The 14,643-nt window shown below is 63.4% G+C and carries 10 protein-coding genes; all 10 read left to right on the top strand.

Going from position 1 to position 14,643, the window contains the following annotated elements:
* Positions 1 to 57: 57 nt before the first annotated feature.
* The gene (locus BUA69_RS18790; protein WP_052950440.1) at positions 58 to 2,154 is read left to right on the top strand and encodes a methyl-accepting chemotaxis protein; all 2,097 of its coding nucleotides are present in this window, start codon (positions 58 to 60) and stop codon (positions 2,152 to 2,154) included.
* Positions 2,155 to 2,641: 487 nt separating this feature from the next.
* On the top strand, positions 2,642 to 4,681 hold the full coding sequence (locus BUA69_RS18785; protein WP_052950439.1) for a methyl-accepting chemotaxis protein: 2,040 nt from the start codon (positions 2,642 to 2,644) through the stop codon (positions 4,679 to 4,681).
* Positions 4,682 to 4,959: 278 nt separating this feature from the next.
* Positions 4,960 to 6,717 (top strand): methyl-accepting chemotaxis protein, encoded by a 1,758-nt coding sequence (locus BUA69_RS18780; protein WP_072866634.1) that lies wholly within the window; start codon positions 4,960 to 4,962, stop codon positions 6,715 to 6,717.
* A gap of 196 nt (positions 6,718 to 6,913) precedes the next feature.
* Positions 6,914 to 8,548, top strand: coding sequence for a globin-coupled sensor protein (locus BUA69_RS18775; RefSeq protein WP_046134593.1), 1,635 nt, complete (start codon positions 6,914 to 6,916; stop codon positions 8,546 to 8,548).
* 126 nt (positions 8,549 to 8,674) lie between these two features.
* The gene (locus BUA69_RS18770; protein WP_052950438.1) at positions 8,675 to 10,249 is read left to right on the top strand and encodes a methyl-accepting chemotaxis protein; all 1,575 of its coding nucleotides are present in this window, start codon (positions 8,675 to 8,677) and stop codon (positions 10,247 to 10,249) included.
* Between the two features lie 80 nt (positions 10,250 to 10,329).
* Entirely contained in the window at positions 10,330 to 10,692 is a 363-nt protein-coding gene (locus BUA69_RS18765; protein ID WP_046134592.1) for a methylglyoxal synthase, read from the top strand.
* A gap of 125 nt (positions 10,693 to 10,817) precedes the next feature.
* On the top strand, positions 10,818 to 11,600 hold the full coding sequence (locus BUA69_RS18760; RefSeq protein ID WP_046134591.1) for an ABC transporter ATP-binding protein: 783 nt from the start codon (positions 10,818 to 10,820) through the stop codon (positions 11,598 to 11,600).
* Entirely contained in the window at positions 11,600 to 12,304 is a 705-nt protein-coding gene (locus tag BUA69_RS18755) for an ABC transporter ATP-binding protein (protein WP_046134590.1), read from the top strand. Before BUA69_RS18760 ends, BUA69_RS18755 begins: the two co-directional genes overlap by 1 nt.
* A 4-nt stretch (positions 12,305 to 12,308) precedes the next feature.
* Positions 12,309 to 13,313, top strand: coding sequence for a branched-chain amino acid ABC transporter permease (locus tag BUA69_RS18750; protein WP_046134589.1), 1,005 nt, complete (start codon positions 12,309 to 12,311; stop codon positions 13,311 to 13,313).
* Positions 13,310 to 14,635, top strand: a complete 1,326-nt coding sequence (locus BUA69_RS18745) for a branched-chain amino acid ABC transporter permease (protein WP_046134588.1) — start codon at positions 13,310 to 13,312, stop codon at positions 14,633 to 14,635. Before BUA69_RS18750 ends, BUA69_RS18745 begins: the two co-directional genes overlap by 4 nt.
* The last annotated feature ends 8 nt before the right edge of the window (positions 14,636 to 14,643 follow it).

Raw genomic sequence — 14,643 nt, 5'->3', positions numbered from 1 at the left:
ACTGCGAATGCCAGGCGTTTGGACGCCTGTTTGCGTGCGCCTTGGGGGAGAAAGTTCATGAATAGTATCGGCCGCTTCTTCGGAAACGTGAAGATGACTGCTGCGATTGCGGCGCTGGTGCTGTGCTCGATCATCGGATCGATCGCGGTGGTATCGGGCGCCATCTATATGAACCTGCATGCGCGTTCGGTGGCAACCAGCCAGGCGCAGCAGGAGGCCAATGTTGCTGTCGCCGCGACCATTCTGGAGCGCCGTATTTCCGGCTCGGTGATGAACTGGACGCCCGAAGGGGAGATTGCCACGTTCCAGAGCTGGGCGATCCCGCCCTTCTACGACACCGAAATCATCGATTCGGTGACCCGCGTTACCCGCCAGGATGCTTCGCTCTACGTCTATGATGCGGCCACGCAGACCTTTCTCAGCAAGACAACCAGCCTGACGCTACCAGATGGCACGCGCGCGATCGACATGGTGCTGGGCCCCGACAATCCGGCCTATGCCGCGATCATGGCGGGCGAGCCCTTTGTCGGCCAGACGCAGGTGCAGGGCGTCCCGTTCCTCGGCGCGTTCCAGCCGATCGAAAAAATGAGCGGCGAAGTCATGGGCACGATCTATGTCGGCGTGCCGATGGATGAGGTCAACGCCGCCGCCAACGAGACGCTGACGCTGATCATGGTAGTGGGTGGCATCGTCACCGTGGTGCTGGGCGCCATCGGCTTCGTGCTGTCGCGCGTCATCACCAAGCCGATCCCCAGGCTGGCCAGTTCGATGGAAGAGATCGCCGAAGGCAATTACGAAACCAGCGTGCCCTATCTGGAGCGCGGCAATGAAGTGGGCAGCATGGCCCGCGCCGTGGAAGTGTTCCGCGAGAACGGGCTGCGGGTCAGCCAGATGACCGAGGCGGAAGCCGCCCGGATCATTGCCGACCAGGAAAGCCGCCAGCAGATGATGAGCGAGCTGCAGGCCGCGTTCGGCGAAGTGGTCGATGCGGCGGTGGCCGGCGATTTCAGCCGCCAGGTGACCGCCGAATTCCCCGATCCCGAACTGAATGGTCTGGCCTCCAGCGTCAACAACCTGGTGTCGACGTTCAATCGCGGTGTCACTGAAATCGGCGCGGTGCTGGGTGCGATGGCCGATACCGACCTGACCATGCGCATGGAAGGCGAGTATGAAGGCGCCTTTGCCAGGCTCAAGGCCGATACCAATGCGGTGGCGGACAAGCTGAGCGAAGTTGTCACCCAGCTGCGCTCGACCTCGGGTGCGCTGAAGACGGCAACCGGGGAAATCCTGTCGGGTGCCAATGACCTGAGCGAGCGCACCACCAAACAGGCCGCCACCATCGAGGAAACCTCGGCAGCGATGGAGCAGCTGGCATCGACCGTGCTGGCGAATGCCGAGCGCGCCAAGGATGCCAGCGTCAATGCCGCTTCGGTCACCCGCACCGCTGAGGAAGGCGGGCAGGTGATGGACGATGCAACGGCGGCGATGGAGCGGATCACCCAATCCTCGGCCAAGATCTCCAATATTATCGGGATGATCGACGATATCGCCTTCCAGACCAATCTGCTGGCGCTGAACGCCTCGGTGGAAGCGGCGCGGGCAGGCGACGCCGGCAAGGGTTTTGCCGTCGTGGCAGTGGAAGTGCGGCGGCTGGCGCAATCGGCGGCGTCGGCGTCTTCGGACGTCAAGGCGCTGATCGAGCAATCGGCGGGCGAAGTTAAAACCGGCTCCAAGCTGGTGGGCGATGCAGCCGGCAAGCTCAAGGCGATGCTGGACGCAGCGCGGGGCAATAACGGGCTGCTGGACTCCATTGCCCGCGACAGCCGCGACCAGGCTTCGGCAATCGAAGAGGTCAATACGGCCGTGCGCACCATGGACGAGATGACCCAGCACAACGCGGCGCTGGTGGAACAAACCAATGCGGCGATCGAGCAGACCGAGGCGCAGGCCAGCGAGCTGGACCGGATCGTGGATGTCTTCGTCATCGATGCGAGCCATGGCATGGCGGCGCGCCTGCAGGCCGAAGTGGCCGGCGTCCGCCGCGATGGCGGCTCCGGTGCGCGGCGCCTGCAGGACAAGCTCAAGGGCTTTGATGGCGCAGGCTATCGCAGCGAGGGCAATGCCGCGGTCGAGAAGGACTGGGCCGAGTTCTAGACCAGGCCAGACGACATTTCCGGGCCCCGTTCGCCAGCGCGAACGGGGCTTTTTTGCGCCTGTTCCGGCACAGATGAAGCAGGTTGGGCCCTGGATGCGTTCGCGCCTGTCTCAAGTCTTGCACACAAGAAGGCACCCGCTTGGCGCCTTTTTGCTTCGCTCGGCAGCAATCTTGCTTGCTTTACCGGGCCTTAACTCGGCACCGGCATATTGTTCGGCGGACGCATTTAATATCTGACGCGGCCGGCCCGCGAGGGCGGCAGCGTGTCGAGTTGAGGCCTGATGACGTCAACACGCCTGACTAGCAGCCTCGGCCAGACGGATCGATCCCTCGATCCGGGCGGATCCCGGCCTTGGGTCGACCGCCCGCATGCGCATGGCGGGCCGGGGTGATCCTCCCGCTCCGTCCGCCCTGCCGCACAATGCCGAACCAGCCAACGAAAATGACCATCCTCTACATTCAACCTAGCCCGATCCGGAGCCTCAATTGACCACCTTTTTCACCGGCAGCATTGCCCGGCGTCTCTATAGCCTGCTGTTTCTGTTTACGATCGGTTTTGCCGGCGTCGTGGTCTTCCAACTGGTCGAGATGCGGCGGAACCTGGTCGAGTTCAAACACGAGGAGCTGCAGAGTGTCGTCGAGGCCGCCATCTCGGTGCTGGCCGATTACGACCAGCAGGTGCAGGACGGCACGCTGAAGCTGGAGGATGCGCAGACCTATGCGGCGGACTCGGTGCGCGCCATGACCTACCAGGACGGGGAATACCTGTTCATCGACAGCTTCGACTATATCAACATCATGCATGCCAAGCAGCCGGAGAAGGAGGGCACCGACCGTGTCGGTGTGACCGACGTCAATGGCAAGTTCTACATGAAGCAGATGATCGACGAGGCCAAGGCCGGCGGTTCGACCTTCATGGACTATGCCTGGAAGGGCCCCGAAGGCGTGTCGCGCGACAAGGTCACCTATGCCCAGGCGTTCGAGCCATGGGGCTGGGTGGTGGCGACCGGCGTGCTGAACGAGACGGTCGATGCCGCATTCGCCTCGGCGGCGTTGACCAGCGCCGAGATCACCGGCGCCATCGTACTGGCCATGCTGGTACTGGGCTTTTTCATCGTGCGCGGTATTACCAAGCCGATCGGCAAGCTCAATGACAATATGGTCGAGATCGCCGGTGGCCGGTTCGAGACCGAAGTGCAGGGCACCGAGCGCAAGGACGAAATCGGTCGCATGGCGCAGGCTGTCGAAGTGTTCCGTGAGAACGGGCTGCGGGTCAGCCAGATGACCGAAGCGGAAGCGGCGCGGATCATCGCCGACCAGGCCGCGCGCCAGCAGATGATGAGCGAGTTGCAGAGCGCCTTCGGCCAGGTGGTGGATGCGGCGATTGCCGGCGACTTCACCCGTCGGGTCGAGACCGAATTCCCCGATCCCGAGCTCAATGGCCTGGCCTCCAGCGTCAACAACCTCGTCAGCAATGTCGACCGCGGCATTGCCGAAACCGGCCGTGTGCTGACGGCATTGGCCCATACCGACCTGACCGTGCGCATGCAGGGCGAGTATGAGGGGGCCTTCGCCAAGCTCAAAGCCGACACCAATGCGGTGGGCGATACGCTGAGCGAAGTGGTGACGCGGCTCAAGGACACCTCGCGGGCACTCAAGACCGCGACCGGCGAAATCCTCTCCGGTGCCAATGATCTGAGCGAGCGCACCACCAAGCAGGCGGCGACCATCGAGGAAACCTCGGCGGCCATGGACCAGCTGGCCTCGACCGTGGCTCAGAACGCGACGCGGGCCCGCGATGCCAGCGTCAATGCCGGCGATGTCACCAAAACCGCCGAAGAGGGTGGCGCGGTGATGGAAAAGGCCAATCTGGCCATGGCGGCGATCGAAGCCTCGTCGGGCAAGATCTCCAACATTATCGGCCTGATCGACGATATCGCCTTCCAGACCAACCTGTTGGCACTGAATGCCTCGGTGGAAGCGGCGCGGGCCGGCGATGCCGGCAAGGGCTTTGCCGTCGTGGCAGTGGAAGTGCGGCGACTGGCGCAGTCGGCCGCCTCGGCTTCAGCCGAGGTGAAGGTGCTGATCGAGCAATCGGCAGGCGAAGTCAGCCAGGGCTCCAAGCTGGTTTCGGATGCGGCCGGGCGGCTTTCGGCCATGCTGTCGGCGGCTCGCGCCAACAGCGTCTTGATGGATGGCATTGCCCGCGACAGCCGTGAACAGGCTTCGGCCATCGAAGAGGTCAATATCGCGGTCCGGCAGATGGACGAGATGACCCAGCACAATGCGGCGCTGGTGGAAGAAACCAATGCGGCCATCGAGCAGACCGAAGCCCAGGCGAGCGAACTCGACAATATCGTCGATGTGTTCACCACCGAAGATGTCCGTCCGGTGGCGGCCGAGCGCACCAGCCGGGTGGCCACGCGGCCTGCGGCCCGACCGGCACCCAGCAAGGTGCAGCAGACGGCCCGCTCCTATCTGAGCAATGGCAATGCCGCGCTCGCAAGCGACTGGAACGAATTCTAGTCGTCGCGCCGAACTGAACTGAACCGGCAGGCCACCCCGCACCAGCGGCGGTGGCCTTTGCTTTGGCAGGCGGGGTCAGGACGGACTGGTCGCCAGAGATCGAAACCCGGATGCAAGGTCAGTCGCCAATTGAGTGGGGCGGCGCGAGCCGAAAAGGGCGTGGCTTGAGGAGAAAATAGTAACAAGTTGTCCAATTTTCGGGTTTTTCCGTAGTTGATCGAAGGACCTCCTTAATATTCGCGGCGCACACTTTTTTCATTGATCGGGGGAGACGTCGCATGGGCAGCCTGTTCGGTGGTTTTGGATTGTCGAGCCGGAACGAAGACCGCTCCAAGATCGATGCGATCATGCGCTCGCAGGCGGTGATCGAGTTTTCGCTCGATGGCAAAGTGCTGACGGCGAACCAGAATTTCCTCGATGTGCTGGGCTACGAGCTGAGCGAGATCGTCGGCCAGCACCACCGCATGTTTGTCGAGCCGGCCGAAGCGCAAAGCGCCGGCTACCGGGCCTTCTGGCAGGAATTGGGGCAGGGCAAGTTCCAGTCCGCCGCCTATCGCCGGATCGGCAAGGGCGGCAAGGAAGTCTGGATCCAGGCGAGCTATAACCCGGTGTTGGGGCCATCCGGCAAACCGATCAAGATCATCAAGTTTGCCAGCGACATTACCGAGCAGACCAACCGCTCAGCCGGCCATCGGGCGCAGATCGAGGCCATCTCGCGGGTACAGGCGGTGATCGAATTCAGTCTCGATGGCACGGTGATCACGGCCAATGAGAATTTCCTGACCGTGCTGGGCTATCGCCTCGAGGAGATCGTCGGCCAGCATCATCGCATGTTCTGCGATCCCGATTTTGCCCGCGGGACGGACTATGCCGCGTTCTGGGAACGGTTGCGGGCAGGCGAATATGTCGTCGCCGAATTTCAGCGTGTCGGCAAGGGCGGCAAGGAAATCTGGATCCAGGCCTCCTACAATCCGATCCTGAATGCCGATGGCAAGCCGGTCAAGGTGATCAAATTTGCCACCGACATCACCGAGCGCAAGCGGGCCGAGGGCATTATCGCGCTGTTGTCGTCGAGCCTTGCCAGGATGGCAGAGGGCGACCTGACCGGGCGGGTGGATATTCAGTTCAGCGGTCAATACGAGCAATTGCGGCTGGCGTTCAACCAGTCGCTGGGACGGCTCTACGATATCGTCACACGGCTGCAGCGCACCTCCCGCTCGCTCAAGACGGCTACGGGAGAAATCCTGTCGGGCGCCAATGATCTGGCAGAGCGCACAACGCGGCAGGCGGCCACCATCGAGGAGACCTCGGCCTCCATCGAGCAGCTCTCCAGCGCCGTGCTGGACAATGCCGAGCGGGCGGCAACAGCCAGCATCAAGGCACAGGCGGTGTCCAGCAATGCCACCGAGGGCGGTGCGGTGATGAACGAGGCCAATGCGGCAATGGCCGGGATCGAGGCGTCGTCGGCCAAGATTTCAAGCATTATCGGGCTGATCGACGACATCGCTTTCCAGACGAACCTTCTGGCGCTCAATGCTTCTGTCGAGGCGGCGCGGGCCGGCGATGCCGGCAAGGGGTTCGCCGTGGTGGCAGTGGAGGTGCGGCGCCTGGCGCAATCGGCGGCGGGCGCTTCGGCCGAGGTCAAGCAATTGATCGAGGCCAGCGCCGACGAGGTGCGGGTGGGCTCCAAACTGGTGGGGCAGGCCGCCGAAAAACTGCGCGATATTCTGTCGGGGGCGCAGGAAAGCTCGAGCCTGATCGACTCCATCGCCCAGGCCAACAGGGAGCAATCGGCTGCGCTCGAGGAAGTGACTGTAGCGGTGCGGCAGATGGACGAAATGACCCAGCACAATGCGGCGCTGGTCGAGCAAACCAATGCTGCAATAGAGCAGACCGAAGCGCAGGCGAGCGGGCTGGACGGCATTATCGACGTGTTCACGCTGGATGAGGACGCGATCGTCGGGGGCAAAGACATCAGGTCATTGCAGCAACGGGCGGGCGCAGCCGGGCGGGTGGTGGCAGCGGCACGGCGCTAGGTGCTGTCACCAATGAAATTGCGGGCGCCGCGGCGGGCGCATGGGGGCAAGTTGCTGGCGGGGCCCACCGGGCCTACGGGACTACCCTAATATTGCCGGCGGGCGACAGCGGGCATCCTGATCGCGTTTGAGGCTTTCACCTGATTCGGGGCCAATGCCAGTGAGCAGGTCCGCGTCGGTGCATAGGGGAGGAACCATGACCCGCCACGCCGAACCGATCATTGACGCCCTGCAATCGCGCCTCGATTTCATCGGAATGGACCAGTCGGCGCGGGATCGCCTGGCGCGGGTGCAGGCCCATGTCGACAGGCACCTGCCGCTGGCCCTGGACAAGTTCTACGCCAAGATATCGGGCGTCCCCGCCGTGCAGAAATTCTTTTCCGGCAAGGAGCAGATGCAGCGGGCCCAGGGCAAGCAGACCGGCCATTGGAAGGCCATCGCGGCGGGCGAGTTCGACAATGCCTATTTCGAGGCCAGCACAAGGGTCGGGCTGCGCCATGCGCAGATCGGGTTGGAGCCGCGCTGGCATATCGGAGGCTATGGCATCATCCTGGAAACCCTGCTGGCGGGGGTGGTGCACGACTTCATGGCCGATGTGCTGGTGCAAAAGAGCGCCATGTTCGGTCGCAAGGCGCCGCTGGATCCCGTGCATGTGCTGGCCGAGGCCGATGCGCTGGGCGCGGCGCTGGCCGATGTGGTCAAATCCATGCTGCTCGATATCGATATCGGGGTGTCCACATATTTCGAGAAGCTCGCGGCGGAAGCCGCCGAACAGCAGGCCGAAGCCGCAGCCAAGATCACGCGGGCGGTGGAGCTGACCGGCGAGGTGCTCAAGGACCTCTCGAAGGGCGATCTCACCAACCGGATCAGCGCCGAGTTCGAGCCCGAATTCGAGCAGATCAAGCAGGACACCAATGCGGTGGCCGAGCGCCTGGCCGATATCGTGATGCAGCTGCGTTCGACCTCGCGATCATTGAAGACGGCGACGGGGGAGATCCTGTCGGGCGCCAACGACCTGAGCGAGCGCACCACAAGGCAGGCGGCCACCATCGAGGAAACCACCGCCTCGGTCGAGCAATTGTCCGGCGCGGTGCTGGACAATGCCAAGCGCGCGGCGACGGCCAGCCAGAAGGCGCAACTGGTGTCGAGCAGCGCCACCGAGGGCGGGCAGGTGATGAACGAGGCCAATGTGGCCATGGCGGCGATCGAAACCTCGTCGGGCAAGATCTCCAATATCATCGGATTGATCGATGACATTGCCTTCCAGACCAATCTGCTGGCCCTGAACGCCTCGGTCGAGGCGGCGCGGGCGGGCGATGCCGGCAAGGGGTTTGCCGTGGTGGCGGTGGAAGTGCGGCGGCTGGCGCAATCGGCGGCTGGCGCATCGGCCGAGGTCAAGCAATTGATCGAGGCCAGCGCCAATGAAGTGCGCAACGGCTCGCGGCTGGTGGGGCTGGCCGCCGAAAAACTGCTCGATATCCTGGCGGGGGCGCAGGAAAGTTCGGGGCTGATCGATGCTATCGCACAGGCCAGCATGGAGCAGTCGGCGGCGCTTGAAGAAGTGACCGTGGCGGTGCGGATCATGGATGAAATGACCCAGCACAATGCGGCGCTGGTGGAAGAGACCAATGCCGCCATCGAGCAGACCGAGGCGCAGGCCAATGCGCTGGATGGGATTGTCGCGGTGTTCAAGGTCGATGAGGCGGAGGCGTCGCCAGGGCGGGCCGAGGGCGTCCGGCAACAGCAATCACGCGCCAATACTGCCGCACGCGCGGGGGGGCGGCGGGACGGCACGGTGGTGGCACTGGCCAAAGAATGGTCTGAATTCTAGCAAGTGCAGTAATTCGTATCGCTTTGTTTACCCTGTATGCGCAGATAGTGGTGGTGCTTGATCTCAATCAAAGCCGGGCCTTCCCGGACCGCCGAGACAGGCCCCGTTACTTGACCGAGCGTATCCATGACCAACTCTGCCCCGCCGATAGCCGAAAACCTGCAGACCCGCCTCGATTTCATCGGACTGGACCAGCAGGCCCGGGCCCGACTTGCCAGTATGCAGGGGCATATCGACAGGCATCTGGAGCCGGCCCTCGCGGCGTTCTACGACAAGCTGGCGAATGTGCCGGCCGTGGCGTCGTTCTTTTCGGGGCGCCCGCAGATGGACCGGGCCAAGGGCAAGCAGGTTGGCCATTGGCAGGCGATTGCCTCGGGCCAGTTTGACGACGACTATCTGCAGGCCAGTACGCAGGTCGGCCTGCGGCATGCCAAGATCGGGCTTGAGCCGCGCTGGCATATCGGGGGCTATGGGTTGATCCTGGATACCCTGGTGCGTGGGGTGATCCATGACATGATGGCCGAGATCGTGGCGCCGCAAACCGGCCTGCTCGGCCGCAAGAAGCCTCTCGACCCTGCGGCCGTGCTGGCCGAAGCCGACGCGATGGCCGAGGGCCTGGTCGACGTGATCAAGGCGACGCTGCTCGATATCGATATCGGGGTGACGGCCTATTTCGACAAGCTGACAGCCGATGCCAGTGCCAGCGAAGCTGCTGCGGCGGCCAAGATCAATCGGGCGGTGACGCTGACCGGCGCGGTGCTCAAGGACATGGCGGCAGGCGACCTGACCAGCCGCATCGATGCCGACTTCGACCCCGAATTCCAGCAGATCAAGGACGATACCAACGCTGTGGCCGACCAATTGGCCAGCATCGTGGCCCAATTGCAGGCGACATCGCGTTCGCTCAAGACGGCGACCGGGGAGATCCTGGCCGGGGCCAATGACCTGGCCGACCGCACCACGCGCCAGGCGGCGACCATCGAGCAAACTTCGGCAGCGGTCGAGCAATTGTCGGTGGCGGTGGTGGAGAACGCCAAGCGGGCCGAGACGGCCAGCGGCAAGGCGCAGGCGGTGTCGCGCAATGCCACCGAGGGCGGCAGCGTGATGGAAGAGGCCAATGGCGCCATGGGGGCGATCCAGACCTCGTCGAGCAAGATTTCCAACATCATTGGCTTGATCGATGACATCGCCTTCCAGACCAATTTGCTGGCGCTGAACGCTTCGGTGGAAGCGGCGCGGGCGGGCGAGGCCGGCAAGGGCTTTGCCGTGGTGGCGGTGGAAGTGCGCCGACTGGCGCAATCGGCGGCGTCGGCATCGGCTGACGTCAAGGTGCTGATCGAGGCCAGCGCCAAGGAAGTCCGGTCGGGATCGCGGCTGGTGGAGCAGGCCTCCGAAAAGCTGCGTGACATCCTGCTGGGCGCGCAGGAAAGCTCGGTGCTGATCGATTCGATCGCCCACGCCAATAAGGAACAGGCGGCGGCGCTGTCCGAAGTCACCATTGCGGTGCGCCAGATGGACGAGATGACCCAGCACAACGCAGCGCTGGTGGAGGAGACCAATGCCGCCATCGAGCAGACCGATGGGCAGGTCCACGAGATGGATCGGATCATCGATATCTTCCGGCTGGACGCTGCCGACGAGCGGCGGAGCGCCGTGGTCGCCATCCCGGCGCACAGCAATGTGCGGCGCCTGGCATCCTGAGGCCGCAATTGCGCCGGAGCGCGGCATTGCCCTGTTGGGTTGATGCGTGCCGGATCGAAACCGCAAAGTGGAGACGGTAGATGGCACGCATCGGCCTGGTGGCGCATGACGACAAGAAGGACGAGCTGGTCGCCTGGGCCCATGCGCACCATGACCGGCTCAGTGCGCACGAATTGTGGGGCACGGGGACAACTGGCAGCCGGGTGAACGCTGCCACCGGACTGCAGGTGCGCCTGCTCAAGAGCGGACCGCTGGGCGGGGACCAGCAATTGGGCGCGATGATTGCCGAGGGGCGGCTGGACGTGCTGATCTTCTTCATCGATCCGCTCTCGGCGCAGCCCCACGACGTCGATGTCAAGGCCCTGACGCGGCTGGCGACGCTTTACGACGTGTTCTTTGCCTGCAACAAATCCACCGCCGAGGCGGTGCTGGCGGCCCTGTGATCCCCAGATTTGCTCTGTTCGAGCCCTCGAGCATGGTTGACCCCTTGGTCAGCTTATGACCAGATGCGGCCAAATGACCCGCAGCAAGCAGGGCCAGGCAACATCAGGAAACGGGACGAATTTGGGTGTCCTTTGACGCAGTCATCGACGTTCGCAACGTCAGCAAGCGCTTTGGCGGTCTCACCGCCGTCAACAATTGTTCGCTCAGTGTGCAACGCGGCTCGATCACCGGGCTGATCGGCCCCAATGGGGCCGGCAAGTCGACATTGTTCAATATCGTGGCCGGCAATATCGTCCCCGATAGCGGGCAGGTGTTGTTCGACGGGCAGGACGTGACCGGGCTGGCCCCGCACCAATTGTTCCGCCAGGGCATGTTGCGCACCTTTCAGATCGCACACGAATTTTCCAACATGACGGCGCTGGAGAACCTGATGATGGTTCCAGGCGACCAGCCGGGGGAGTCGCTGGTCGATTCCTGGCTGCGGCCGCGGCTGGTCAAGGCGCGCGAGACCGAGGTGCGCAAGAAGGCCCTCGACGTCATCGATTTCCTCAAGCTCGGCCATGTGCGCAACGAGCTGGCGGGGAACCTGTCGGGTGGACAAAAAAAGCTGCTCGAACTTGGCCGCACCATGATGGTGGACGCCAAGGTGGTGCTGCTGGACGAGGTGGCGGCAGGCGTCAACAAGACGCTGCTGCATGACCTGGCCGCCAATATCGAGCGCATGAACAAGGAGCTGGGCTATACTTTCTTCGTCATCGAGCACGACATGGATCTGATCGGGCGGCTTTGCGATCCGGTGATCGTGATGGCGCAGGGTGAGAAGATCGCCGAGGGGCCGATGAGCGAAATTCGCGCCAATGCGGCGATTGTCGAGGCCTATTTCGGCTCGCCGGTGGAGGCCGACTGATGGCGCTGATCGAACTCAAGCACGTCGTTGGCGGCTATAGCAGCGTGCCGATCCTCAACGGGGTCGATATTGCCATCGAACAATCCGATATCGGGGTGATCGTGGGGCCCAACGGGGCCGGAAAATCGACGACGCTCAAGGCGATCTTCGGGCTGCTCAAGGTGACCGGCGGCACGATCGAATTCGGCGGCGAGAACATCGCCAATTCCCTGCCCGACAAGCTGGTGCCCAAGGGGCTGAGCTTCGTGCCGCAGGAAAAGAACGTCTTCACCTCGCTGAGTGTGGAAGAGAACCTTGAAATGGGGGCGTTCACCCGCAAGGACGACTATGCCCAAACCATGGCCTGGGTCTACGAAATGTTTCCGGTACTGGCCGAAAAGCGGCGGCAGCCGGCGGGCGAGCTTTCGGGCGGGCAGCGCCAGATGGTGGCCATGGGCCGGGCATTGATGAGCAAGCCGTCGCTGCTGATGCTGGACGAGCCCTCCGCCGGCCTGTCGCCGCGCTATGTGATCGAGATTTTCGAGACCATTGTGCGCGTCAACAAGGAGGGCGTCGGCATCCTGATGGTCGAGCAGAATGCCCGGCAGGCGCTGGCCTTTGCCTCCAAGGGGTTCGTGCTGGCAAGCGGGCGGAACCGGTTCACCGGCACCGGGGCGGAACTGATCGCCGATCCGGAAGTCGCCAAGAGTTTTCTGGGAGGTTAGTCGCTTGGACGAGCTGGTTTTTTTCATCAACCGCGTCTTGATTTCCGGCACGGTGCTGGGCTCGATCTATGCGTTGGGCGCCATTGGCGTCACGTTGATCTTCGGCATTCTGCGTTTCGCTCATTTCGCGCATGGCGACATGATGACCATGGGGGCGTTCATCGCCTTCCTGCTGGCCAGTGTCTGCACGGCGCTGGGCATTGTCACGCCCATTCCCAGCGGCTTTCTGGTGCTGCCGGTGGCCATGGCGATTACCGCGGTGATTGCGCTGGGGCTCGACAAGGGGTTTTACGCACCCTTGCGCAAGCGCGGCGCCAAGCCGGTGACGCTGCTGATTGCCTCGATCGGCGTGACGCTGATCCTGCAGGGCCTGCTGCGGCTGATCTTCGGATCGGGAACGCGCTCGTTCTATCAGAGCGAGCCCAAGGAAATCTTCCGCATCGACATGTCGGCCCTGGGCGGCTCGCGCCCGATCACCATTACCGAACCACAGGTGCTGATGATCGTGGTGACCGCGCTGCTGGTGCTGGGGCTGCACTTCTTCCTGACGCGCTCGCGGCTGGGCAAGGCGATGCGCGCCATGGCCGACAATGCCGACCTGGCGCAGGTTTCGGGCATCAATACCGCGCTGGTGGTGCGGGTGACCTGGATCGTGGCGGGGGCGCTGGCCTGCGTTGCGGGCACCATGCTGGCGCTGGACGTGGCGCTGATGCCGGACCTGGCGTTCAATATCATCCTGCCGATCTTCGCGGCGGCGATCGTGGGTGGCCTCGGCCATGTCTATGGCGCCATTGTCGGGGGCTTCCTCATCGCCTTTGCCGAGACGCTGTCGGTGTTCAACTGGACCTCGGTGCTGCGTCCACTCAATGACTTGCTTCCCGAAGGGATGGCGCTGCCGGCCAACCTGGCGCTGGTGCCCACCGAATACAAACTGACCGTGGCCTTCGTAATCCTGGTGATCACGCTGCTGGCGCGGCCGACCGGTATTTTCAAGGGGGCCTCATCATGAGCGGGGAAGCCCAGGCGAAGCGCATCGATCTCGCCAATCCGACGGTGCGCGCCATCGTACTGTTCAGCGCCATGTTCGTGCTGATCCTGGCGGTTGGCTTTGTGCAGGGCGCGGCCAATAGCGGGCTGCTGCTGACCCAGGCGCTGGCCTATGCGCTGATCGCGCTGGGGCTCAATATCCAATGGGGCTATGGCGGGTTGTTCAACTTTGCCGTGATGGGCTTCATGATGGTGGGCGGCGCCTCCGTGGTGTTCGTGTCGTTTCCAGTCAATGCGCTGTTCTGGGACAGCGAGGGGCCGGTCATGCTGGGGCGGGCGTTGCTGGCGTTCCTGGCCGGCGTACTGCTGGTCTGGGGCGCGCGGCACTCGCATCGCCTCGGGGTTCGCGGGGGCTGGAAGACAGCGCTGCTGGTGCTGGCCTGGTTCATTGCCTATGTGGTTTATCGCAGCCAGATCGACCCGGCGGCCGCCTATATCGAATCCACGGCCGGCTTTGTCGGCGGGCTTGGGCTCAATCCGATCCTGGGCTGGCTGTTCGGCGGGCTGGTCGCAGCTGTCATCGCCTATATTGTCGGGCGGATCAGCCTGGGGCTGCGCACCGATTATCTGGCCATCGCCACGATCGGTATCTCGGAAATCATCCGGGCGCTGCTCAAGAACATGGACTGGCTGACGCGCGGCACCATGACCGCATCGCCGATGCCCTGGCCGGTCAACCTGCCGCAGGATTATCAGGCGCAGGGCATTCCGATCAGCGAATCCTTCGTCTATGCGCGCTTTGGGTTCTTCGCGCTGCTGCTGGCGATCTTCATCGTGGTGTTCTTCTTCGTGCAGCGCGCCTATGGCGGGCCGTGGGGCCGCATGATGCGGGCGATCCGCGACAACCATATCGCCGCCGGTTCGATGGGCAAGAATGTCACTGGGCGGCAGCTGGAACTGTTCGTGTTCGGCTCGGTGCTGATCGGCATGGGTGGCGCGATCCTCGTCACCTTCAACCAGATTTTCGATCCCGCCGGCTATCAGCCGATCAACCATACCTTCATGATCTGGGTGATGGTGATCGTTGGCGGCGCCGGCAATAACTGGGGCGTCCTGCTTGGGGCGGTGCTGATCTATATCGTGTGGATCATTTCCGATCCGCTGGCGCAGGCGATCTTCCTCAACCTGTCGAGCTGGAGCCAGTCGCTCGGCTGGGGCGCGATCCCGGAAATCGACTCGCGCGCGCTGCAGATGCGGGTGTTCGTGTTGGGCATCATCATCACCGTGGCATTGCGCTATGCGCCCAGGGGCCTGTTGCCCGAAGTGGTCAAGCGGGAGGTCTGAGGCTTAGG

The organism is Devosia limi DSM 17137 (assembly GCF_900128975.1).
GTDB classification, from domain to species: domain Bacteria; phylum Pseudomonadota; class Alphaproteobacteria; order Rhizobiales; family Devosiaceae; genus Devosia; species Devosia limi.
This window is presented reverse-complemented; position numbering and strand designations above follow the sequence as displayed.

What these genes read in the sequence shown, in the direction of transcription:
- BUA69_RS18775 (WP_046134593.1), top strand. Translation starts at nt 6,914, where the DNA reads ATGACCCGCCACGCCGAACCGATCATTGACGCCCTGCAATCGCGCCTC.
- BUA69_RS18765 (WP_046134592.1), top strand. Translation starts at nt 10,330, where the DNA reads ATGGCACGCATCGGCCTGGTGGCGCATGACGACAAGAAGGACGAGCTG.
- BUA69_RS18770 (WP_052950438.1), top strand. Translation starts at nt 8,675, where the DNA reads ATGACCAACTCTGCCCCGCCGATAGCCGAAAACCTGCAGACCCGCCTC.
- BUA69_RS18745 (WP_046134588.1), top strand. Translation starts at nt 13,310, where the DNA reads ATGAGCGGGGAAGCCCAGGCGAAGCGCATCGATCTCGCCAATCCGACG.
- BUA69_RS18755 (WP_046134590.1), top strand. Translation starts at nt 11,600, where the DNA reads ATGGCGCTGATCGAACTCAAGCACGTCGTTGGCGGCTATAGCAGCGTG.
- BUA69_RS18780 (WP_072866634.1), top strand. Translation starts at nt 4,960, where the DNA reads ATGGGCAGCCTGTTCGGTGGTTTTGGATTGTCGAGCCGGAACGAAGAC.
- BUA69_RS18790 (WP_052950440.1), top strand. Translation starts at nt 58, where the DNA reads ATGAATAGTATCGGCCGCTTCTTCGGAAACGTGAAGATGACTGCTGCG.